General features: G+C 49.0%; 19 protein-coding genes. 8 read left to right on the forward strand and 11 right to left on the reverse strand.

The annotated features are described in order from the left end of the window. Nucleotides 1–65: 65 nt before the first annotated feature. The 10 genes from NYE24_RS20050 to rpmH all read right to left on the reverse strand — a co-directional run bounded on the left by NYE24_RS20050 (nt 66) and on the right by rpmH (nt 9,786). Nucleotides 66–908 (reverse strand): ParB/RepB/Spo0J family partition protein, encoded by an 843-nt coding sequence (locus NYE24_RS20050; protein ID WP_036699863.1) that lies wholly within the window; start codon nt 906–908, stop codon nt 66–68. After that, nucleotides 901–1,662, reverse strand: a complete 762-nt coding sequence (locus NYE24_RS20055; protein WP_076161401.1) for an AAA family ATPase — start codon at nt 1,660–1,662, stop codon at nt 901–903. The genes NYE24_RS20050 and NYE24_RS20055 overlap by 8 nt, the downstream gene beginning before the upstream one ends. Before the next feature lie 214 nt (nt 1,663–1,876). After that, complete coding sequence (noc, locus tag NYE24_RS20060) at nt 1,877–2,692, reverse strand: nucleoid occlusion protein (RefSeq protein WP_036699868.1); 816 nt, start codon at nt 2,690–2,692, stop codon at nt 1,877–1,879. A 367-nt stretch (nt 2,693–3,059) separates the two neighbouring features. After that, the gene (gene rsmG / locus NYE24_RS20065) at nt 3,060–3,782 is read right to left on the reverse strand and encodes a 16S rRNA (guanine(527)-N(7))-methyltransferase RsmG (RefSeq protein ID WP_036699870.1); all 723 of its coding nucleotides are present in this window, start codon (nt 3,780–3,782) and stop codon (nt 3,060–3,062) included. Between the two features lie 3 nt (nt 3,783–3,785). Beyond that, entirely contained in the window at nt 3,786–5,672 is a 1,887-nt protein-coding gene (gene mnmG, locus NYE24_RS20070) for a tRNA uridine-5-carboxymethylaminomethyl(34) synthesis enzyme MnmG (RefSeq protein WP_342476519.1), read from the reverse strand. Between the two features lie 15 nt (nt 5,673–5,687). Then, complete coding sequence (gene mnmE / locus NYE24_RS20075) at nt 5,688–7,064, reverse strand: tRNA uridine-5-carboxymethylaminomethyl(34) synthesis GTPase MnmE (RefSeq protein ID WP_036699873.1); 1,377 nt, start codon at nt 7,062–7,064, stop codon at nt 5,688–5,690. Between the two features lie 80 nt (nt 7,065–7,144). Continuing rightward, a complete protein-coding gene (gene jag, locus NYE24_RS20080; protein ID WP_036699874.1) occupies nt 7,145–7,879 on the reverse strand; it encodes an RNA-binding cell elongation regulator Jag/EloR in 735 nt (244 codons plus the stop codon). Then, complete coding sequence (locus NYE24_RS20085) at nt 7,876–8,814, reverse strand: YidC/Oxa1 family membrane protein insertase (protein WP_036699876.1); 939 nt, start codon at nt 8,812–8,814, stop codon at nt 7,876–7,878. Before NYE24_RS20085 ends, jag begins: the two co-directional genes overlap by 4 nt. A gap of 87 nt (nt 8,815–8,901) precedes the next feature. Beyond that, nucleotides 8,902–9,252 carry a ribonuclease P protein component gene (gene rnpA, locus NYE24_RS20090; protein ID WP_036699878.1) on the reverse strand — a complete coding sequence of 117 codons (351 nt, stop codon included), beginning with the start codon at nt 9,250–9,252 and terminating at the stop codon, nt 8,902–8,904. A 399-nt stretch (nt 9,253–9,651) separates the two neighbouring features. Continuing rightward, nucleotides 9,652–9,786, reverse strand: coding sequence for a 50S ribosomal protein L34 (gene rpmH, locus NYE24_RS20095; RefSeq protein ID WP_039295761.1), 135 nt, complete (start codon nt 9,784–9,786; stop codon nt 9,652–9,654). 758 nt (nt 9,787–10,544) lie between these two features. Here rpmH and dnaA point away from each other — a divergent pair. From dnaA to gyrB, 6 genes are all read left to right on the forward strand, one after another. Next, nucleotides 10,545–11,891, forward strand: coding sequence for a chromosomal replication initiator protein DnaA (dnaA, locus tag NYE24_RS20100; RefSeq protein ID WP_036699882.1), 1,347 nt, complete (start codon nt 10,545–10,547; stop codon nt 11,889–11,891). A 196-nt stretch (nt 11,892–12,087) separates the two neighbouring features. After that, entirely contained in the window at nt 12,088–13,230 is a 1,143-nt protein-coding gene (gene dnaN, locus NYE24_RS20105) for a DNA polymerase III subunit beta (RefSeq protein ID WP_036699883.1), read from the forward strand. Nucleotides 13,231–13,277: 47 nt separating this feature from the next. Further along, nucleotides 13,278–13,508 carry a S4 domain-containing protein YaaA gene (yaaA, locus tag NYE24_RS20110; protein ID WP_342476520.1) on the forward strand — a complete coding sequence of 77 codons (231 nt, stop codon included), beginning with the start codon at nt 13,278–13,280 and terminating at the stop codon, nt 13,506–13,508. A 20-nt stretch (nt 13,509–13,528) separates the two neighbouring features. After that, nucleotides 13,529–14,647 (forward strand): DNA replication/repair protein RecF, encoded by a 1,119-nt coding sequence (gene recF / locus NYE24_RS20115; protein ID WP_036699888.1) that lies wholly within the window; start codon nt 13,529–13,531, stop codon nt 14,645–14,647. A 16-nt stretch (nt 14,648–14,663) separates the two neighbouring features. Further along, nucleotides 14,664–14,912, forward strand: a complete 249-nt coding sequence (locus NYE24_RS20120; RefSeq protein ID WP_036699891.1) for an extracellular matrix/biofilm biosynthesis regulator RemA family protein — start codon at nt 14,664–14,666, stop codon at nt 14,910–14,912. A 45-nt stretch (nt 14,913–14,957) separates the two neighbouring features. Then, nucleotides 14,958–16,868 (forward strand): DNA topoisomerase (ATP-hydrolyzing) subunit B, encoded by a 1,911-nt coding sequence (gene gyrB, locus NYE24_RS20125; RefSeq protein ID WP_342476521.1) that lies wholly within the window; start codon nt 14,958–14,960, stop codon nt 16,866–16,868. A 100-nt stretch (nt 16,869–16,968) separates the two neighbouring features. Here the strand turns inward: gyrB and NYE24_RS20130 are convergent, their stop codons facing one another. Next, nucleotides 16,969–17,856, reverse strand: coding sequence for a YheC/YheD family protein (locus NYE24_RS20130; protein WP_036699896.1), 888 nt, complete (start codon nt 17,854–17,856; stop codon nt 16,969–16,971). Between the two features lie 295 nt (nt 17,857–18,151). On the opposite strand from NYE24_RS20130, the gene gyrA reads away from it, so the two are divergent. Together gyrA and NYE24_RS20140 are read left to right on the forward strand one after the other, a co-directional pair. Beyond that, a complete protein-coding gene (gene gyrA, locus NYE24_RS20135) occupies nt 18,152–20,692 on the forward strand; it encodes a DNA gyrase subunit A (protein WP_036699897.1) in 2,541 nt (846 codons plus the stop codon). Nucleotides 20,693–20,852: 160 nt separating this feature from the next. After that, complete coding sequence (locus NYE24_RS20140) at nt 20,853–21,953, forward strand: HD-GYP domain-containing protein (protein WP_076161409.1); 1,101 nt, start codon at nt 20,853–20,855, stop codon at nt 21,951–21,953. The last annotated feature ends 160 nt before the right edge of the window (nt 21,954–22,113 follow it).

Here is a 22,113-nt window from a genome sequence, read left to right on the forward strand (position 1 = left end):
AAACATACCCCTCCATATCCGTATTAAGGATATCTCAGGATATGTCTTCGGTACAAATATCCAAATCAGTTCCCCAGCAACTCCAGTAATCTTTCCAAGTCTTGGGCACTGTAATAGTTTAATTCGATTTTCCCTTTTTCCTTGCCTTGTTTGATTTTGACCGTTGTTTTGAACCGCTCCCGTAATACTTCCTCTACATTGTCAATATAAGGATCGCGCTTAACGACCTTGGCCTTGATCCCGTTAGCAGGTTTGCGGTCGAGATTTTTAACTACCTCTTCCAGTTCTCTAACGCTCCACTGAAGCTCTACACATTGTGCAGCCAATTGCTTAATGACCTCTGGATCTTTCAGAGCCACAATTGCCCGGGCATGTCCCATCGAAATTGTTCCACGTGAAACATAATCCTTTACTTCTTCCGGCAAGCTAAGCAGCCGCAAAAAGTTGGCGATATGCGATCTGGACTTTCCGACCTTAAGAGAAAGCTCTTCCTGTGTCAGTGAGAATTGATCCATCAGCCCTTGATAAGCAACTGCTATTTCCATCGCGTTAAGATTCTCACGCTGCAAGTTCTCTATAAGGGCAATCTCCATTACCTGCTGATCGCTGAGGCTGCGGACCACTGCCGGAATCGTAGCTTTACCACAATATTGCGAGGCCCGGAATCTGCGTTCCCCGGCAATAATCTCATACCCTTTCAACACACTGCGAACAATGATCGGCTGGATCACTCCATGCTGCCGTATGGATTCTGCAAGCTCCTGGATAGCCTCTTCATTGAAATCCTTGCGCGGCTGATAAGGATTGGCTCTGAGCTGCGTTAATGGAATCTCTAATACCTTATCGTCTTCGTTGATCGACAGAGAAGGTATTAATGCATCCAAGCCTTTCCCTAAGCGCTTACTCATAAGAGATCACTTCCTTTGCCAACTCTAAATATACTTCCGCTCCCTTGGAACGGGAGTCGTAGGTAATAATTGACTGCCCGTGTGAAGGGGCTTCACTTAAGCGTACATTACGCGGAATAATCGTTCGGTATACCTTTTCTTGGAAATATTTCTTCACTTCTTCAATCACCTGAATTCCCAGGTTGGTCCGGGCATCCAGCATCGTGAGCAATACTCCCTCTATTTTGAGATGCGGATTAAGATTCTTCTGAACCAGTCTTACAGTATTGAGCAACTGGCTTAATCCTTCAAGCGCATAATATTCGCATTGTATAGGGATAATCACTGAGTCTGCAGCCGTTAGAGAGTTAATGGTAAGAATCCCTAATGATGGAGGACAATCTATGATGATGTAATCATAATTCGCCTTAACTGCATTCAGCGCCTTCTTCAGCTTCAGTTCCCGCGATATCGTAGAGACCAGCTCGATCTCTGCTCCTGCCAGCTGAATGGTTGCCGGAATAATATGAAGGCCTTCAATCCGGGTCTCCTGAATCGTTTCCTGTGGATCCACTTCATTAATAAGAATATCATAAATGCAATTCTCTACATCCGCTTTGTTGACGCCAACGCCGCTCGTAGTGTTGCCTTGCGGATCAATATCAACAAGCAGCACTCTCTTCCCCAGAGTAGCCATGCTGGCACCCAGGTTCACAGAGGTTGTTGTTTTACCTACCCCGCCTTTTTGATTTGCTATGGCAATAATCTTGGACACTTATTTCACCTCGAATTGTTTAGAAAGAATCATCTTGTAGTTCATAGTTGTTAACGGCATAATAATCTTGATCTACGGCATCACTTTTGCGGAGATGTAGATAAATAACAATTAGACAACAACTTATCCTTAGAGTGTATATGTGATAACGTTCGAAGCTAGTCATAGAAAAGGCGGCCAACACCTCAGGGCCGCCTTCAGCTTTTGTTTCCATTTATCGTTTTGGAATTTGGATCACAATCTCATAATGATCTCCGCGGTCATTCTCGGAGGTCTTAATCTCCATTCCTGAACCGGTCACCATGTCTATAGATTGCCGAATTGTATTAAGAGCGAGACGAACATCTTTGGTATAGGAGGTCCGTTTTGATTTTTTGGTCTGAGTAACAGCCTTGTAGAAGGCGATACGTGCTTCCGTTTGTTTTACATTTAATTCCTTTGAAATAATCTCTGCCAGAACCTTAAGCTGCATCTCCTCCGTGTCCAGCGACAAGAGTGAGCGTGCATGGCGCTCGGTGATTTTTCTTTCCATTAATGCCGTCTTGACCTGTTCAGGCAAATTCAGCAAGCGGATTTTGTTGGCAATGGTGGATTGGCTTTTACCAAGCCGCTGAGCCAGACTCTCCTGGGTCAATTGATGCAAGTCAATCAGCTTCTGATACGCGATCGCCTCTTCAATAGAGGTTAAGCCCTCACGCTGCAAGTTCTCTATCAGTGCGATGGACGCAGCCTGTGAATCATTGAATTCGCGGACAAGCGCCGGAATGGTGTCCAAGCCCAGCTTTTTAACCGCCCGCCAGCGTCTTTCGCCTGCAATAATCTCATACTGGGAATCACGCATACGCACAACGATGGGCTGGATTACTCCATGAGTTTTGATAGTCTGACACAACTCTTCTATCTTCTCATCATCAAAAATAGTCCGTGGCTGATAAGGACTGCTGATGACCTCATGAACTGGGATTTGTTTGACTTCTTCTCCGCTGCTCCGCTCAGTAAATCCAAAAAGCTTGGTGAATTGTTCTTTCATTCCGTTCATAACCACCTAATTTCGTTATAGTACGATCTTCTTAACCTTTCCTGCGAAAAGCTTATCGTACAGCGTAAGAAAAGTATCCATAAGTAATTCTTAGCCACTTCTCTTAAAGACGGCCTAGCATTCATTCTGATCACATCTATTAAAAGTCTTACTATATTATTCTATCACTTTTCCACTAATAATCCTATTCTCCATAATGACCTATTTTTCCTGCAAACCCACCCGAATTGACCCAGCTTTCCACGAAACAACCCCAAACATATAAATTCTTATCTATCAAAAAAAGATCAAGCTCACATTCGCATGAGCTTGATCCAGTATAACAGAAGACTGTCAAATGTTGTTTCACGTGAAACAATTAGATGAGCGGTGATTTCGCAGGTACGCCCGGCTTACGCGGATACTTGGAGGGGGTGGCCCCAGTCTTACGTACAAGAATAATATGCCGGGAAGATTCTTCCACTGGCAGACTGAAGGATTCTACCTTATGCAGTTCAGCACGCAGTTCCTTGAAGCTGCGCTTGGCTTCTTGCAATTCCTCCGTCGGATCACTCCCCTTCATGGCAGCGAAGATGCCGTCCTTGCGGGTGAACGGCAGACAGAATTCATTCAGAAGCGATAAGCGCGCCACCGCACGGGCAGTGACTACATCATAAGCATCCCGGTGAACAAACTGTCTGGCGACATCCTCTGCCCGGCCGTGAATAAGCTTTACACCCTTCAACCCCAGGGTATCACAGACATGCTGCAAGAAAGTGATCCGTTTGCTAAGTGAATCCACAATCGTCAGCTTGAGATCAGGGAAGCATATTTTTAGCGGAATTCCAGGGAACCCTGCCCCTGATCCGATATCAGCAAGACTCTTCGTCTCCTGCATATTCACGTAGAAGGCTAAAGATAAAGAATCATAGAAGTGCTTAGTATATACCTGGCTCCGTTCTGTGATTCCGGTTAGATTCATCTTCTCATTCCAGGAAATCAGCTCCTGATAATAGAGTTCAAATTGTTCAAGCTGCTTCATTGAGAGTTCCAACCCATGCTCCTTGAGCAGGGAGGTGAACTCGGCTACCGTTGTATCCATAAATTATCCTTTCGCCGCTGTTACACGGTTGTAGTGCTCCAGATAGACCAGCAGGATTGAGATATCTGCCGGGGTAACGCCTCCGATACGCGAAGCCTGCCCAATGGAGATTGGAGCGATTTTGGTCAGCTTTTGCCGTGCCTCCATCGCCAGTCCATGAATCTCATTATAGTTGATATCGTCAGGGATCTTCTTCTGCTCCATCTTCTGCAGCTTCTCCACATGCAGGAGCTGTTTCTCAATATAGCCGGCATACTTAATCTGGATCTCCACCTGCTCCTTCATCTCTTCATCCAGCTCTTCTGGAGAAGGAGAGATGATATCCACGAAGCTGTAGGCGATCTCAGGGCGGCGCATTAAGGTCAGCAGGTTGCTTCCGTCAACAATTGGTGCAGATCCATAACTGGCTAGAGCTTCATTCACTTGAATCGGCTTAACCTTCGTCTCCTGCAGACGGATAATCTCACGGTCGACCCGGCCTTTCTTATCAAGGAAGGCTTCATAGCGCTGCTCTGTAATCAGCCCAATGTCATAGCCGATTGGTGTCAGGCGGAGATCCGCATTATCATGACGGAGCAGCAGCCTGTATTCCGCGCGGGAAGTCAGCAGGCGATAAGGTTCATTCGTTCCCTTAGTGACAAGATCATCGATTAGAACGCCAATATAGCCCTGCGAACGGTCCAGCACCACTGGCTCTTTCTCCTGTACTTTACGCGCTGCATTGATTCCGGCAATTACACCTTGCCCTGCCGCTTCCTCATAACCAGAGGTTCCGTTGATTTGTCCTGCAGTGAATAGTCCTGGCAGACGTTTGGTTTCCAGAGATGGCCAGAGCTGCGTAGGAACCATGGCATCATATTCAATGGCATAGCCGTTGCGCATCATCTCTACCTTCTCCATACCGGGAATAGATCGCAGGACCGCCAGCTGCACATCCTCAGGAAGGCTTGTCGACAGACCCTGTACATAGTATTCCGATGTATTTTTACCTTCCGGCTCCAGGAAGATCTGATGCTGTGATTTATCACTGAACCGGACAACCTTATCTTCAATGGAAGGGCAATAACGCGGACCCGTTCCTTCAATAATACCCGTGAACATCGGTGCCCGGTGCAGATTGTCATTAATAATCTGGTGGGTAACCGGAGAGGTGTAGGTCAGCCAGCAAGGCAACTGCTCATTATCCGAGGATTTGGTTTCAAAAGAGAAGAATTTCAGCTTCTCATCGCCCGGCTGGATTTCTGTCTTAGAGAAATCAATCGAATCCTTGTGGACACGCGGTGGCGTTCCGGTCTTGAAGCGGACCAAATCGAACCCCAGTTCGCGTAGATTCTCGGACAGGCGTACGGACGGCTGCTGATTATTTGGTCCGCTCTCATATGTCAGCTCACCCATAATCACTTTGCCGCGCAGATAGGTCCCTGTTGTTAGAATAACGGTCTTACTGTGATATACCGTCCCTGTCTTCGTCACCACTCCGGCGCAGCGTCCATCCTCCACGATCAGCTCCTCTACCATCCCCTGGCGCAGTGTCAGGTTAGCAGTCTTCTCCATCGTTTCTTTCATCGCGTGCTGATAGAGGAACTTGTCTGCTTGTGCACGCAGGGCATGAACTGCAGGTCCCTTGCCTGTATTAAGCATTCGCAGCTGAATGAAGGTCTTATCTATATTGCGGCCCATTTCTCCGCCCAGTGCATCGATTTCACGCACCACATGGCCCTTAGCGGGTCCGCCAATCGAAGGATTACATGGCATGAAGGCCACCATATCCAGGTTAATTGTGATCATCAGTGTGCGGCAGCCCATCCGTGCAGCAGCCAGAGCTGCTTCGCAGCCGGCATGACCGGCGCCGATGACGATAACATCATAGCTGCCTCCATCATAATTCATAACGGTTCCTCCTTCTTATTTGCCCAAGCAGAATTGCGAGAAGATCTGGTCCAGCAGTGAATCAGCTGCCGTATCTCCAATAATCTCCCCTAGCTGCTCCCAGGCCAGACGTACATCAATCTGTATCATATCTATAGGAATCAGCATATCCGCTGCTTCATAAGCATCCTGTAGAGATTTATGTGCCTTCTTAAGCAAGGCTATATGCCTTACATTGCTTACATAGGTCAGATCGCCCGATTCCAGCTTGCCCCCGAAAAAGAGTGCGGAGATCGCCTCTTCCAGTGTGTCGAGTCCTTCCTCTTCCAGCACCGACATCGGAACAATACTCGTGTCAGCGAAAAAGGAGTGCAGCTTCCCCGTGTCCAGACGGGACGGTAAGTCCATTTTATTCATGATGACCAGCGCTTGTCTACCGTGGATTTGTTCCATCAGCGCCAGCTCATCCTCATGAAGCTCCTCATTGGCATTCAGCACCAGCAGAATCAGATCCGCATCACTGAAAGCTGCCCTCGAGCGCTCCACACCGATTCTTTCCACCACATCCATCGTCTCACGGATACCGGCAGTATCCAGCAGCTTCAGAGGGATATTATTAATCGTTACATACTCTTCTATCACATCACGCGTTGTTCCCGGAATGTCGGTCACAATCGCCTTGTTGTCGCGGGCAAGCGCGTTCAGCAGTGAGGACTTCCCAACATTGGGCCTGCCCACAATAGCTGTCGTAATCCCTTCGCGCAGAATCTTTCCTTCATTGGCGGTTCGAAGCAGCTTATCTATGCCTTGCATAACCTCTTGACTCTTATCCTTGATGAAATCGGCAGTTAAGGATTCCACGTCATGCTCGGGGTAATCAATATTTACTTCAATATGGGCCAGCATCTCAATAAGGGTGTGCCGAAGCTCATGAATACGTGCGGATAATGAGCCGCTAACCTGCTTGAGGGCAACCGAGAAGGCCCGGTCCGACTTGGAACGAATCAGATCTATCACGGCCTCGGCCTGCGAGAGATCAATCCGTCCGCCCAAGAAGGCACGCTTTGTGAACTCTCCTGGCTCGGCCAGCCGGATGTCCTGCTGCAACAGCAGATCCATTACTCTTCTTACAGAGATTACACCGCCATGAGCGCTGATCTCCACCACATCCTCCGTAGTAAAAGAGCGTGGTCCCTTCATGACGGTTACCAGCACCTCTTCCAGCTGTTCCCCGTCCTGCGGACTCACGATATGTCCATAATGCACGGTATGAGACTCAGCTTCCGTAAGGGGGATGCGGCTTTTGAACAAGGGGGCTACTTGGGGAATTGCCTGCGGTCCGCTAACCCGGATGATGGCAATACCGCCCTCACCCAAGGCTGTCGATACAGCGGCAATAGTGTCACTAAGCATGTTGTAATTCACCTCTGGGTATGGTATCAAAAAACAAATGACTCCTCGCATAGGTCAAGGAGTCATTGCGGCATATGGTTCTACTTCAAAGTTATAACGACGCGGCGGTTCGGCTCTTCACCCTTGCTGAGGGTGTTCACCTGCTTGTGATCCTGTAATCTGGAATGGATGATCTTGCGTTCCTGCGGGGACATGGGCTCAAGGACCACCTCTTTGCGGGTCCTCACCACACGCCCGGCCAGACGGTCGGCCAGCTCCTCCAGTGTCTTCTTACGTCGCTCCCGGAAGTTCTCCGCATCCAGCACGAGCCGGATGAAGCTGTCGGAATACCGGTTGGCAACAATATTAGCCAGATACTGCAAAGCATCGAGAGTTTGTCCTCTTCTGCCAATCAGCAGCCCAAGCTCCGGACCGGAAATTTGCAGAACAGTTGATTCCTTGGCATGAACAATTTCAACTTCCACCTCAAGCCCCATGCTCTTGGCGACATCTACAATGAAATGAACGGCCTGACCGTATGCTTCTTCTACCGGGTGTCCGGAATCCTGGCGCGGTACACCGCTGATCGCCTCTGTATTGCTCTCTCTTGTTGTCTGCTGAGACAGTAGCGGAGCACTCGCCGCTGATGCCGGTGCGGCTTCCGGGATCAAGGTCAATTCTACCTTGGCTCCCTTCGCACCGATCAATCCAAGGAATCCTTTTGACGGCTGTTCAAGTACGTTGACCGTTACCCGGTCTTTGTGAACTCCAAGCTGATTAAGTCCCCGTTCTACAGCTTCTTCAATGGTTTTCCCTGTCGCGACGACTTTGCTCATTTTGACTTTTTGACCCCCTTCTTCCCATTGCTTCCGTTTCCTTTAGCAGTAGGAGTTACATCTTTGCGGGCGTTAGAGTTGCTGTTCTTGCTCTTCGTCAGGTTTACATCCTTGGCCTTGCTGTTGCCTGCACTTACCGTAGCATTGGCAGCAACAAGTGCTGCTTTGTGCTTATCATTGTTGCGGTACAAGAAGTAGTTCTGGACAATGGTGTAAATATTGCTGTATACCCAGTACAGAGGCAGAGCAGCCGGGAAATTGTAGGACATGATGAAGATCAGAACCGGATAGACCATCATCATGAACTGCATTGGCCCCTGCTGTTGGACCGGGTTCATCTTGGTCATCATGCGGGTCTGAATGAAGGTGGTTGCGGCAGCGAGAACCGGCAGGATGAACAGGTGATCGGGTTTGCCGAGCTGCAGCCACAGGAAGTCATGTAATCTAAGATCCGGATTGTAGTAGATCGAGTTGTATAGGGCGATGAAGATTGGCATCTGCACAATCAGCGGCAGACAGCCCGCCATCGGATTAACCTTGTTTTCCTGGAACAGCCGCATCGTTTCCTGCTGAACCTTTTCGGGCTCATCTTTATATTTCTTCTTAATCTTCTCAAGTTCCGGCTGAATCGCCTGCATGGCGCGCGAGCTCTTCACCTGCTTAATCGTAAGCGGAAGAATCAGCGTGCGGACAATAATAACCATTACAAGAACGGCTAGGCCATATTGGCCGTTGAACCATTTCGCAAAAGTATCCAGGGCAATGGCGAAATAATAGACTACATTACTCTGCCAGAAGCCTCCATTTTTCAAATCCTCCGTAGTGTGCGTCACTGATGTCGCAGACGGAGAGCATCCCGACAGAACAGCGATCATTAGAACCATTAACCCGAGGAGAAGAAACATTTTTCCTCGCTTAGTCTTCATTAGAGACACTTCAAAACCCCTCTCATAAACATTCCATTGCACCGTAAATCATAACATAATTATGGATACAAATAAACAAGCCCTCTTCAGGCTCTTTTACTTGCGTAAAGCCTTGAGCAGCTTGGCTTTGCGCAGCACATGCAGCACGCTTTTCTCCAGCTCGGCGTAATCTTTGGAGAGTGCTCCTTTTCTGACAATGAAAACGATATCCAGATTGCCGGCAATTTCCGCCTCGTGATGACGGACAATCTCTTTGACCAGCCTTCTCATCCGGTTGCGGACTACAGCATTCCCGACCTTTTTGCTGACGGATATGCCCACCCGGAATCGTTCCACTTCTCTTCTGGGGAACCAATATACTACATACTGATGATTCGCAAATGACTTCCCATGGCGGTATACACGGCTGAAGTCGGCACGATTTCGTAATCGTAAACTTTTGTGCACGGGAATCTCCTATTCAAATACCGGAATTTCTCCAGGCTCCGGCATTTCATCTTCTATTATTAGTATTGTCATTCAAGGGAGACCATAAACGGTTAGTCCCGCGGCCCTGGAGACACCCTGCTGACAAAAACAGACGGTTTGTGGATCTATAATCAAGTGGAAACAGCTTTGCAGTCCTTCAAAAGGAAGATACCTTTAAAAAAAAGCCCCGCAGTAGCGTTAACATCCCCTGCAGAGCCTAGTATTTATTGTTGCGGCAGCAGAAGTAATGCGTGGGTATCTGCTCGCTGAGCGTCATCCCATTCTGCGCTATATATAGAAGAGAAATAAAAACAGCTGATGCATTCTGCAAATAAAGCGTAAAAAAGGACCACAGCAGTGGTCCCAAAGTGGCCTATCTTACGCACTCAAAACTTTTCTGCCTTTCAAGCGGCGGGCTGCCAGCACTTTGCGGCCGTTTTTCGTGCTCATTCTTTTGCGGAAACCATGCACCTTTTTGCGTTTGCTCACATTTGGTCTGAACGTCGGTCTCATGTATTGCACCTCCCTTACAGGAACTAATTACTGTCATATAAGCAGAAACGGACTAAGCCGTCCTTAAAGTAGGGACAGTATCTACAAGTATTATCAATTTAATTTGGAGACATATCCTCACAGAAAACACCTTTATATATTTAAACATATTTTTGCTCCAAAAGTCAACTATCTCTCTTTCTCCCTCTTTTTCAGGTTGCTCCCCTTGTACACTCGTTTTTTGGAACAGCCCGAAAGCCAGAATCTTATCCCCAGCTTGCGCCGTCTCCTCACTAATCCTAACTTTAACCGCTTATCCACAAAGTAACACATCCAAAATAATAATCCACAGGCTTGTCCAGTTATCCACCTGTGATTAATTCCGGGCAGATTTTGCTCACAGATGAGCACAACCTGTGTATAAAAAAATTGGCGTAGTCGCGGAAACTGTCGAACCGTAAACAAATTATCAACAATATGTAGTGGTGTGCCTAAAAATTATACACAAGTGATTGAATTTGTGGATAAAATAGCGTGGCTCATTGAAAAATAAGGGGCGTTTTGCTATGATGGTATTACTTTTGAATGTGAATAGATTTGTTTGTTCAATAAATTATCAACAAGCTGTGGATAAAGTTGTGAACAATTCAAATTTATCCATGTTTTTTTGTCTCTTGAAGTTGCATACTGGGGATAAGATTCAGCACCAACCCATTTTCTTCGACATTTCCACTTCATGGCTGATGCCACATTTGGAAGATTTAAAGGAGTGACAGTCTGTGGACAGCCATACTTCCGAATTATGGCAGCAAATATTATCGATTATTCAAACCAAACTAAGCAAGCCGAGCTTCGATACCTGGTTCAAGGCCACCAAGGCCATGACGTTCAATTCCCAGGCTCTTATCATCTCGGCGCCTACAACCTTTGCCGTAGAATGGCTGGAAAGTCGCTACACCAAACTGGTAGGAGCAACGGTATATGAAGTTACCGGACAGCAAGTGGAAGTCAAATTTGTCATTGAGGAGAACAAGCCCTCTGAGCCTGTGGTTCAGCAAAGTGCGCCTACTCCCGTTGTTTCACGCGAAGAAGCACAGACGCATTTGCTCAATCCCAAATACACCTTCGACACGTTCGTGATCGGTTCAGGCAACCGTTTTGCGCATGCAGCCTCCCTTGCTGTAGCCGAAGCGCCGGCCAAAGCCTATAACCCTCTGTTTCTCTATGGGGGCGTTGGTCTCGGAAAGACTCACCTGATGCATGCGATCGGCCATTATGTGCTGGAGCACAACCCCAACAACAAGGTGATTTACATCTCCTCCGAGAAGTTCACGAATGAATTCATCAACTCCATCCGTGATAACCGCGGCGAAAGCTTCCGCAACAAGTACCGCAATGTTGACATTTTGCTGATTGACGACATCCAATTCCTGGCCGGCAAGGAGTCAACGCAGGAGGAATTTTTCCATACGTTCAATGCTCTTCACGAAGAACGCAAGCAAATTATTATCTCCAGCGACCGGCCTCCGAAGGAAATTCCTACGCTGGAAGAACGGCTGCGCTCACGGTTTGAATGGGGACTGATTACAGATATTCAGCCTCCCGATCTGGAGACGCGGATTGCCATTCTGCGCAAGAAGGCGAAGGCGGAGAACCTGGATATCCCGAATGAAGCCATGATGTATATTGCCAACCAGATCGATACGAATATCCGGGAGCTGGAAGGCGCGCTGATCCGTGTAGTGGCTTATTCGTCTCTGACGAACCAGGATGTGACAACACATCTGGCAGCCGAAGCGCTGAAGGATATCATCCCTTCGAGCCGTCCGAAGATGATCACCATTAACGATATTCAGCAAAAAGTCGGTGAATACTACAATTTACGCATGGAGGACTTCAAAGCGCGGAAACGCACGAAGGCCGTAGCTTTTCCAAGACAGATTGCCATGTATCTCTCCCGTGAGTTAACTGATTATTCGCTTCCCAAGATCGGCGAGGCCTTCGGAGGACGCGACCATACAACGGTTATCCATGCCCATGAGAAGATTACGCAGCAATTAAAGGTGGACCAGGAGCTCTACAAAGTGGTAAATAATCTTTCGGAGAAAATTAAAAATCCTTCCTAAGAGGAACAAAGAGCCTATACACAATCTATACACATGTGGGTAGGCTTAATTTTATGCTGTTTAGCGACTTATCCACATAAACGGAGCCCCTACTACTAATACTATTAAATAACTATAATAATTCATCTTCTAAGAGCAGGTTTCAAAGAGCATTTACGTACACCCAATTCCCAATTTTTCAGCTAGGAGTGAAATCATGAAAATCAGCATTCTCAAAAACGAACTTAACGAATCCATCGGCCATGTCTCCAAGGCTATCTCCAGCAGAACAACGATTCCTATTCTGACCGGCATTAAGTTTGAGGTTAGCCATCAGGGCGTTACACTGACTGCAAGCGATACGGATATTTCCATTCAATCCTTCATCCCTGCTGAGAATGACAGCCAGACGATCGTTAAGGTAGAGCAGCCGGGCAGCGTAGTGCTTCCCGCCAAATTTTTCGTAGAGATTATCAAGAAGCTTCCCTCCAAAGAAATTCACATGGAAGTTAAAGAAGGCTTCCAGACCTATATCTCCTCCGGCTCTACGGAGATTCAGATTGTGGGTCTCGATCCTGAAGAATTCCCTGTTCTGCCAAGCATTGAGGAGAATGAAACCATCTCCATGCCCGGTGATTTGCTGAAGAATATGATCAAACAGACCGCCTTCTCCATCTCCACTCAAGAGACAACACCGATCCTGACAGGCATTCTGTGGAATCTGGCCGACAATGAATTCAAGTTCACGGCTACCGACCGCCACCGGCTCGCAACCCGAGCTGCACACCTGGAGGGTACAGAGAATATCCAGTTCGCGAATATTGTCATTGCCGGCAAAACGCTGAACGAGCTGAGCAAAATTATCCCTGATCAGAATATGCTGGTGGATATTGTCGTCGCCGATAACCAGGTGCTGTTCAAAATCGACAAAGTGCTGTTCTATTCGCGGATTCTGGATGGCATTTATCCGGATACTTCTAGAATTATTCCAACCACCTACAAAACAGAACTAACCTTGGACACAAAAAAATTAAGCGAATCGATTGACCGCGCTTATTTGCTGTCCCGTGAAGAGAAAACGAACATCGTCCGGATGCAGACCCTGGAGAACGGCGATGTGGAGATCTCCTCCAGCTCCTCCGAGCTAGGGAAGGTCCGTGAAGAGCTGGAAGTCATGGATTTCAAAGGCGAGCCGCTGCGCATCTCCTTCAACTCCAAATATATGCTCGATGTACTGAAGGTTGTGGAGAGTGAGCAGCTCGTGATCGCCTTCACAGGCATGATGAGTCCGATTATTCTCAGACCGCTCGATGAGAGCCGCAGCCTGTATGTGATTCTGCCATACCGGACAACTAATTAACGCCCTGTTCATCAACATGTGGATAAGTGGCCGAAAGGATCAAAAACATGAAAAAAATAGTTATCCACAGTGGATATATTAAGCTCGACCAGTTCCTGAAGCTCTCCGATTGTGTATCCACAGGGGGGATGGCTAAGGCGCTGCTGCAGGAAGGGCATGTGCGGGTGAACGGTGAGGTGGAGGAACGGCGTGGCCGGAAGCTCTACCCGGGTGATACTATCGAGGTACAGGATAACGGCGTGTTTGAAGTTGAGGGCGGCGGCGTCAAGGAGGAGTAACCCTAAGGAGGAACAGACTCTTGTTTGTCAAAAATATCGGACTGCAGGATTACCGCAACTATGGGCTGCTGCGTCTTGAGCATCTGGGTGATGTGAATCTTATTCTCGGACAGAACGCCCAGGGCAAAACCAATCTCATGGAGGCTTTGTTTGTCCTTGCGATGACCAAAAGCCACCGGACCTCCAAGGACAAGGAGCTGATCTCCTTCGATGCTCCGGCGGGCTCCGCGCAGATTGTTGCTGAAGTAGAGCGTAAATACGGGGATCTTAAGCTGGAGCTGACCCTGTCCCCGCAAGGCAAGAAGGCCAGAATTAACGGGCTGGAGCAGCGCCGGCTCAGCGAATTCGTAGGCTCGCTGAATGTGGTGATGTTTGCTCCGGAGGATCTGGAGATTGTCAAAGGCACTCCGGGAATCCGGCGGCGGTTCCTTGACATGGAGATTGGCCAGGTCCAGCCGAGCTACCTGTTCCATCTGCAGCAGTATCAGAAAATTCTCGTCCAACGGGGCAATCTGCTGAAGCAGCTATGGGGCAAAGAGGCTGGCGGCAGGGAGCTTCTGGACATCTGGGATGCCCAACTTGTAGAACATGGTGTTAAAATCGTCAAAAAAAGGAAACAATTCATAAAGAAGCTGCAAATATGGGCAGAAAGCATCCACCGGGGCATCACAAACGGCGGAGAAGAGCTCAAACTGCTCTATGTCCCCTCGTTTGGTGAGCGTGAAGAGGAAGATGAAGCTGTCTTATTGGACAATTTTATGTTAAAGTTATCACAAACAAGAGATCAGGAAATCAGGCGCGGCATGACGCTGACGGGTCCCCATCGGGATGACCTGTCCTTTTTTATCAACGGAAGAGAAGCTCAGGTCTACGGTTCCCAAGGGCAGCAACGTACGGCAGCTTTATCGCTCAAGCTGGCGGAAATTGAACTGATCCATGAGGAGATCGGAGAATACCCTGTGCTGCTTCTTGATGATGTTTTGTCCGAACTTGATCCCTATCGTCAGACCCAGCTTATCGAAACCTTTCAGAGCAAGGTGCAGACCTTCATCACTGCTACCGGTGTTGAGGGACTGAATGCTGATAAATTAAAGGGTGCAATCCTGTATCATGTCCATGGCGGCAAAGTGGGGCTATAAAGAGCGGAGGAAGACCATGTATATTCATTTGGGCGGAGAAAAAATTATTCGATCCTCAGAGCTGATTGCTATATTTGATATATCGATTGAGAAATCCTCCAAGGTATCGAAGCAGTTTATGACTCATTCCCAGCAGGATAAGAAGCTGGAACGCATTGGTGAAGAGGAAGCGAAGTCTATTGTCGTGACCAGGAATATTGTCTACTACTCCCCGATCTCCTCCTCCACTCTCAAAAAAAGAGCCAAGATCTTGTTAGAAATATAAGTTTCGTAAGCTACAGGAGATAATCTGAAAGAAGTAGGTGAAGGCATGTCAATGAATCAACCGACATATGATGAGAGCCAGATTCAGGTACTGGAAGGGCTGGAAGCAGTTCGGAAACGTCCCGGCATGTACATTGGCTCCACCAGCTCCAAAGGTCTGCATCATTTGGTCTGGGAGGTTGTCGATAATAGTATCGATGAGGCGCTGGCAGGTTTTTGCGACCGGATTGAAGTCATAATTACTGAAAATAATAGTGTGACTGTTATTGACAACGGGCGGGGAATTCCTGTCGGTGAGAACGTCAAGCTGAAGAAGTCCACGCTTGAAGTGGTCATGACTGTCCTGCATGCGGGCGGTAAGTTCGGCGGCGGGGGTTACAAGGTGTCCGGCGGTCTTCACGGCGTAGGGATCTCTGTGGTTAACGCCTTGTCCGAGAAGGTAGTTGTCACTGTCAAACGTGACGGGCATGTCTACCAGCAGGAGTACAACCGCGGTGTGCCGCAATATGACATCCGAGTGATTGGGGATACAGAGGAGACGGGGACCACCACCACCTTCCACCCGGACCCGGATATTTTTACCGAAACCACTACTTTTGAATACTCCACGCTCCTTACCCGTATCCGAGAGCTGGCCTTCCTGAACAAGGGCATTGAGTTGTCACTGCTGGATGAACGGACCGGGGTCAACAATACGTTCAAGTATGAAGGCGGTATTGTGGAGTATGTAAAATATCTTAACGAGAAAAAAGAAGCTCTTCATGAGGATCCCATCTACGTGGAAGGCTCACGGGATATGATCGCGGTTGAAGTGGCTCTCCAATATAACGATTCATACACAGAGAACATCTATTCGTTCGCTAATAATATCAATACCCATGAAGGCGGAACGCATGAATCCGGCTTCAAGAGTGCCTTGACGCGGATCATTAATGACTACGCACGCAAGGCAGGCGTAATCAAGGACAGCAGTCAGAATCTGACCGGTGATGATGTCCGGGAGGGTCTGACGGCGATTATCTCCGTCAAGATTCCTGAGCCGCAGTTCGAAGGTCAGACCAAGACAAAGCTCGGCAACAGTGAAGTCCGCGGGATTGTAGAATCTCTGTTCGGCGAGAAGCTGCAGGAGTTCCTGGAAGAGAACCCTGCCGTTTCGCGCAAGGTGCTAGAGAAGTCATTGCAGGCTTCTCGTGCCCGTGAAGCGGCCAAAAAGGCCCGTGAGCTAACCCGCCGCAAGAGCGCGCTTGAAGTCAGTGCCCTGCCGGGCAAGCTGGCGGATTGCTCCTCTAAGGATGCATCCATTAGTGAGCTGTACATCGTCGAAGGTGACTCTGCGGGCGGATCTGCCAAGCAGGGCCGGGACCGTCATTTCCAGGCCATCCTGCCGCTGCGCGGCAAGATCCTGAACGTGGAGAAGGCCCGGTTGGACCGGATCTTGTCCAATGCGGAAATCCGGGCAATTATCACTGCTCTCGGAACCGGGATCAGCGATGATTTCGATCTCTCGAAGGCGCGTTACCACAAGGTGGTCATCATGACCGATGCGGACGTTGACGGTGCCCATATCCGAACGCTGCTGCTTACCTTCTTCTACCGTTACATGCGGAAGATTGTCGATGCGGGATATATCTATATCGCCCAGCCGCCGCTCTTCAAGATCGAGCGCAACAAGGTTGTGCGCTATGCACAGAGCGAGCGGGAGCGCGATGAGATCATTTCGACCTTCGGCGAGAACGTGAAGGTTAACGTTCAGCGCTACAAGGGTCTCGGTGAGATGAACGCCGCTCAGCTCTGGGACACTACGATGGACCCTGAGAGCCGCACCATGCTGCAGGTGACCATTGAGGATGCCATGCTGGCAGACAGTATCTTTGACACCCTGATGGGGGACAATGTCGAACCGCGCCGCGAATTCATTCAGGAGCATGCGCAATCGGTCAAGAACCTGGATATTTGATCAGTTTACAGCGAACCTCCGGATCATCCCTTGCGGGTGAAGCCGGAGGTTTTTAAGTATAAGATGGAGGGTATATAGCCTGCCACTTGAATACATAGAGTTAGATGTTCAATATTCGCTTGCGGCGGCTGGTTACGGACTTCCGTTTAGGCTTCAACCGTCCATAGGCCACAGCATAACGGTGTATTCTGCGGTAAATTGCTTTGTTCGGGAACAATTTGAAGACAATGATGGAGGGTAAGGTATTTACTTCAAGCAGCCATAGATCGTGATGCTGGTCCATGGCTACATCAAGCCCCAGCTCCTTAAGACCTGGATAAGCCGTCTCGAGCTGCGCACCGATTCGGACGCCCAGGGATTTCAGCTGCTGGATGGTTGCAGACATTTCGTCAGAACTCATATGCTCCTTGAACAGGGTATCTACCGGGAAAACACTGCCCCCGCTGTGATAATTCGTAATCACCTTCTGCGGCGCGGCGACCCGGCCAAGCATGCCTGTAGACTCCCAGCTTCCCTGAGGATTCTTCTGGGTAAGCACGCGTAGGTCGAAGGGACGGTTCTGATGCTGAAGCAGATCAATGCCCTGCTGGACCAGGTAGGTGCGGTCTCCAACCCGGGGCAACAGTGCAGCATGAAGCTCCTCGGGGCTATAAAAGACCTCGGCGTCCTTTGCATAGCGCAGGATATACATCAGCTTCGGCTCTGCCGGTACTTCTGCTTCACTGCTTTCGGATTCTGCCTCCGGCCCATCGGTATCGGGCTGCTGCCCGCTGGGACTTAAGTGCACTATCCTTTGCTCGGCTCTCATCACTCCGCTGCCATAGGTGCCACGGTCAGGTTTGATATATACCGTGCCGTGCAGATGTAGCATTTCTTTAAGCTCCTCCAGGCTGTATTTACGCGTTTCGGGAATGTAGACCGAGAGCTGACGGTTTTGCAGAATGACTTTCGTTTTTGCCCATTTGCTGGACACGCGCTGAATCTTCATGTTCTGCCTCCGTTTCTTTACGCATCGCGAATTTTCAGGACAAGAAAGCTAAATAATGTTATAATATAAGGATATGAGATTATGCTATTTGGGACGAAAACAGGGGCATGAAGCCAATCCTCTTGTCTCTACAGTCTATGTACTGAAGACAGCAGCGGAGAGGGCGTATATCCTTATCCGTACTAAAAGAAAATCAATATAGACGATAACAGGCTATCATGTTTAATTGTGCTGGTTTTGTGAAAGTAATATAATATAGGGTAGCGGTTTTTAACTGAAGGAGGTCCACCAACTCATGGCTGAACAAAATAACCCGCAAATCAGGGATCGGGACATTGGCGTGGAAATGCGCGAATCCTTTATGGATTACGCAATGAGCATCATTGTAAGCCGGGCTTTGCCGGATGTGCGGGACGGACTCAAGCCTGTTCACCGACGCATTTTGTTTGCGATGTCGGAACTTGGAATGTCCTCGGATAAGCCACACAAGAAGTCAGCTAGAATCGTCGGTGAGGTTATCGGTAAGTATCACCCTCACGGTGACTCGGCAGTCTACGAAACAATGGTACGTATGGCACAGGATTTCTCCATGCGCTATATGCTTGTAGACGGTCATGGTAACTTCGGTTCCATCGACGGAGATATGGCAGCTGCGATGCGTTATACCGAAGCACGCCTGTCCAAAATTGCCGGAGAAATGCTCCGTGATCTGAACAAGGAAACGGTTGATTTCGCCCCCAACTATGACGGCGAAGAGAATGAGCCTGTAGTTCTGCCTGCACGTTATCCCAACCTGCTGGTCAATGGTGTAGGCGGGATTGCGGTGGGTATGGCTACCAACATTCCTCCGCATAATCTCGGTGAGGTCATTGACGGAGTACAGGCGATGATCAAGAACCCGGATATTACACCTATGGAGCTTATGGAATATATTCAAGGCCCGGATTTCCCGACGGCCGGTTATATTTTGGGCCGGGAAGGAATCCGTCAGGCTTACCGCACCGGACGCGGATCGGTTACCATGCGTGCCAAAGCGGTCATTGAAGAGAATAACGGCAAGGCAAAGATTATTGTGCATGAGCTTCCTTACCAGGTGAACAAAGCCCGGCTCGTAGAGAAGATTGCGGAGCTGGTGCGTGAGAAACGCATCGAGGGCATTACGGATCTGCGTGATGAGTCTGACCGTAACGGAATGCGCGTAGTGGTTGAATTGAGACGGGATGTGAACCCGAGCGTTGTACTCAACAATCTCTACAAGCACACCTCTATGCAGTCCACCTTCGGGATCAACATGCTGGCGATCGTCAATAAGGAGCCGAAGATTCTGAACCTGCGTGATGTGCTGTATCACTATTTGCAGCATCAGATCGAAGTCATCCGCCGCCGGACCATCTTCGACCTCAAGAAGGCGGAAGCACGGGCACACATTCTGGAAGGTCTGCGGATAGCACTGGATCATCTGGATGAGGTTATTGCCCTGATCCGCGCCTCACGCACCACCGACATTGCCCGTGAGGGCCTGATGGAGACCTTCAGTCTGAGCGTAGAGCAGGCCCAGGCGATCCTCGATATGCGGATGCAGCGCCTGACCGGTCTGGAACGCGAGAAGATTGAGAATGAATATAATGAATTATTGGCCAAAATCGCAGAATACCGTGAGATTCTGGCTAATGAGCATCTCGTGCTGGATATTATCAGCAATGAGCTGCAGGAGATCCGGGATAAGTACTCCGATGACCGCCGTACAGAAATTACGGTTGGGGAAGAGAGTATTCTTGACGAGGATCTGATCCCGCGTGAAGAGGTTGTAATTACAATCACCCACACCGGTTACATTAAGCGTCTTCCAGTCAACACCTACCGCAGCCAGAAGCGCGGCGGGCGCGGTGTCATCGGGATGGACACCAAGGACCAGGATTTTGTGGAGCATCTCTTCGTGAGCAACTCCCATAACTACCTGATGTTCTTCACCGATAAGGGTAAGGTGTACCGGATCAAGGCCTATGAGATTCCGGAGCTTGGACGCACTGCCCGGGGGACGCCGATCATTAACCTGATTCAAATTGAGCAGGGAGAGAAGATCAGCGCGGTTATCCAGGTGGAAGAAGCGGACAGCGATAAATACCTGTTCTTCGCTACCCGTGAGGGGATTGTGAAGAAGACGCCTCTGGAAGATTACAATAACATCCGCAAGGGCGGCCTGATTGCCATCAATCTCCGTGAAGAGGATTCACTGATTGAAGTGAAGCTGACCGACGGAGAGCAGAATCTGATTATCGGGACTGCACGCGGAATGTCGATTACCTTCTCGGAGAATGATGTGCGCTCAATGGGCCGCAGTGCTACCGGAGTGAAGGGGATTACGCTTGATTCCAATGACCATGTCATTGGCATGGACTGCGTAGATCCGGAGCTTGAGGTACTGATCGTAACCACCAAGGGCTACGGCAAGCGGACACCTGCCGGTGACTACCGGTCCCAGACCCGTGGCGGTAAGGGTATCAAGACGATTAACCTTACGGACAAGAACGGGCCGGTTGTCGGGCTGAAGGTCGTCAAGCAGGACGAGGATCTGATGATTATTACGACCAGCGGCACCCTGATTCGTACCAGTATGGACGGAATATCCACCATGGGCCGTTATGCGCAGGGGGTTAAGCTGATTAACATCCGTGAGGATGATGCTGTAGCTACACTGTGCAGAGCTGACAAAGAGGATGAAGAGTTGTCTGAACATGAGGACGGCGAAGACATTCAAGGAACTCCGGTAGAAGGCGAGGGCGAAGTCAGCCAGCCTGAAGCGGGTACCGTGAACGAAGACGACAACCTCGAATAAGGATTGCAGGAGAGCATGGGTTTCTGATGTATAGAAATCCATGCTCTTTTTTTATACCCTATTAACTAACGAACGGGGAATTCTCTATCTAGCCGCTTCCCGGGTTCCATACTATAATTAGAGAATTACAGGTGTCACCGACATAAAGGGGCTTAGGCTAATGCCAAACATATCCGTTGGAGAGATTAAAGCGGGTTCAAAGATTATAAAGGATGTAATTACTCCTTTAGGAGGAGTACTGTTCGGGAGGGGCAAGATCATTCTCCCCCGGGATATTGAGATTTTGCAGGCTTTTTTGATCGGACAGGTTGAGATTGAAGGGGCACAAGGGGAGGATAAGCCGGCAGAGAGCGCTAAACCGGCAGTGAAGCAGCAAGCGGCCAAGGCGGGTGCCCTGATTAATGAATCGGTGCTGGCCAAGAGTAATTCTCCGCTTCATGATGAGTATGAGAAAATGCTGGTGCTCATCAAGCAAAGCTACCGTGCAGCGGCCGCAGCGGCTCTTCCGATCTTCGAACTGCGGAGTCAGCTGGAGCTGCTGATTACCCATTTGAAGGATTACCATGTCCTAAAGTTTGCGCCGCGTGTGCTGATTGACCAGGAATACAACTATCATAATGCTGTTTTGTCTGCCCTGACCTCCTATCGAATTGCCCAGTGGTGCGGATATCCGCAGAAGGACTGGATGCAGGCTGCTTTTGCCGGCTTGCTGCACGATATAGGTAACATTAAGGTGGACGAAGCGCTGCTGCTGAAGCCGACCCCTCTTAGCGCTGCAGAGATCGACGAGGTACGCAGGCACACTACATACGGTTATCAGCTGCTGCGCAATGTTACAGCCATTAACGAAGGGGTTAGACTAGCCGCCTTGCAGCACCATGAGAAGATAGACGGTTCAGGCTATCCGCTTAGGCTGGATGGCAGCCAGATTCATTTCTACGCCAAGATTGTGGCAGTCGCTGATATCTTCCATGCCATGACGCTGGGAAAAGCCTACAGAAAGGCACAGTCGCCTTATCTGGTATTGGAGCAGCTGCAGAAAGAAAGCTTCGGGAAGCTCGATCCGGTAATCGTACAGACCTTCATTCAAAAGACGACAGACCTATATAACGGTACACGGATACGGCTCAGCGACGGACGTCACGGGGAAATCATCTTTACCGACCGTAACAACCCGACAAGACCTATGGTTCAGGTTGAAGGAAACATCGTTAATCTGATTAATGAACGGGAGCTGCATATTCAAGAGATTATAGCTTAAGCACGCGGACAGAGGAGTAGAGCTATGCTAACTTGCTTGCCGGGATAAGGCTAGTTATGGGAAGCGTAGCTTTAGATAATGGATTTGAAATAAATGCTTGCAATGAATCTCTATCCATGATATATTCTATTTCTGGCCGCGAAACATCAACGCCGAGCTC

Source organism: Paenibacillus sp. FSL H7-0350, from assembly GCF_038593195.1.
Classification (GTDB): domain Bacteria; phylum Bacillota; class Bacilli; order Paenibacillales; family Paenibacillaceae; genus Paenibacillus_AQ.

Bases quoted from the DNA above. Each gene is read 5' to 3' on its own strand.
- NYE24_RS20050 (WP_036699863.1), bottom strand. From the start codon at position 908: ATGAGTAAGCGCTTAGGGAAAGGCTTGGATGCATTAATACCTTCTCTG.
- noc (WP_036699868.1), bottom strand. From the start codon at position 2,692: ATGAAAGAACAATTCACCAAGCTTTTTGGATTTACTGAGCGGAGCAGC.
- rsmG (WP_036699870.1), bottom strand. From the start codon at position 3,782: ATGGATACAACGGTAGCCGAGTTCACCTCCCTGCTCAAGGAGCATGGG.
- mnmG (WP_342476519.1), bottom strand. From the start codon at position 5,672: ATGAATTATGATGGAGGCAGCTATGATGTTATCGTCATCGGCGCCGGT.
- mnmE (WP_036699873.1), bottom strand. From the start codon at position 7,064: ATGCTTAGTGACACTATTGCCGCTGTATCGACAGCCTTGGGTGAGGGC.
- jag (WP_036699874.1), bottom strand. From the start codon at position 7,879: ATGAGCAAAGTCGTCGCGACAGGGAAAACCATTGAAGAAGCTGTAGAA.
- rpmH (WP_039295761.1), bottom strand. From the start codon at position 9,786: ATGAGACCGACGTTCAGACCAAATGTGAGCAAACGCAAAAAGGTGCAT.
- dnaN (WP_036699883.1), top strand. From the start codon at position 12,088: ATGAAAATCAGCATTCTCAAAAACGAACTTAACGAATCCATCGGCCAT.
- yaaA (WP_342476520.1), top strand. From the start codon at position 13,278: ATGAAAAAAATAGTTATCCACAGTGGATATATTAAGCTCGACCAGTTC.
- NYE24_RS20120 (WP_036699891.1), top strand. From the start codon at position 14,664: ATGTATATTCATTTGGGCGGAGAAAAAATTATTCGATCCTCAGAGCTG.
- gyrB (WP_342476521.1), top strand. From the start codon at position 14,958: ATGTCAATGAATCAACCGACATATGATGAGAGCCAGATTCAGGTACTG.
- NYE24_RS20130 (WP_036699896.1), bottom strand. From the start codon at position 17,856: ATGAAGATTCAGCGCGTGTCCAGCAAATGGGCAAAAACGAAAGTCATT.
- gyrA (WP_036699897.1), top strand. From the start codon at position 18,152: ATGGCTGAACAAAATAACCCGCAAATCAGGGATCGGGACATTGGCGTG.
- NYE24_RS20140 (WP_076161409.1), top strand. From the start codon at position 20,853: ATGCCAAACATATCCGTTGGAGAGATTAAAGCGGGTTCAAAGATTATA.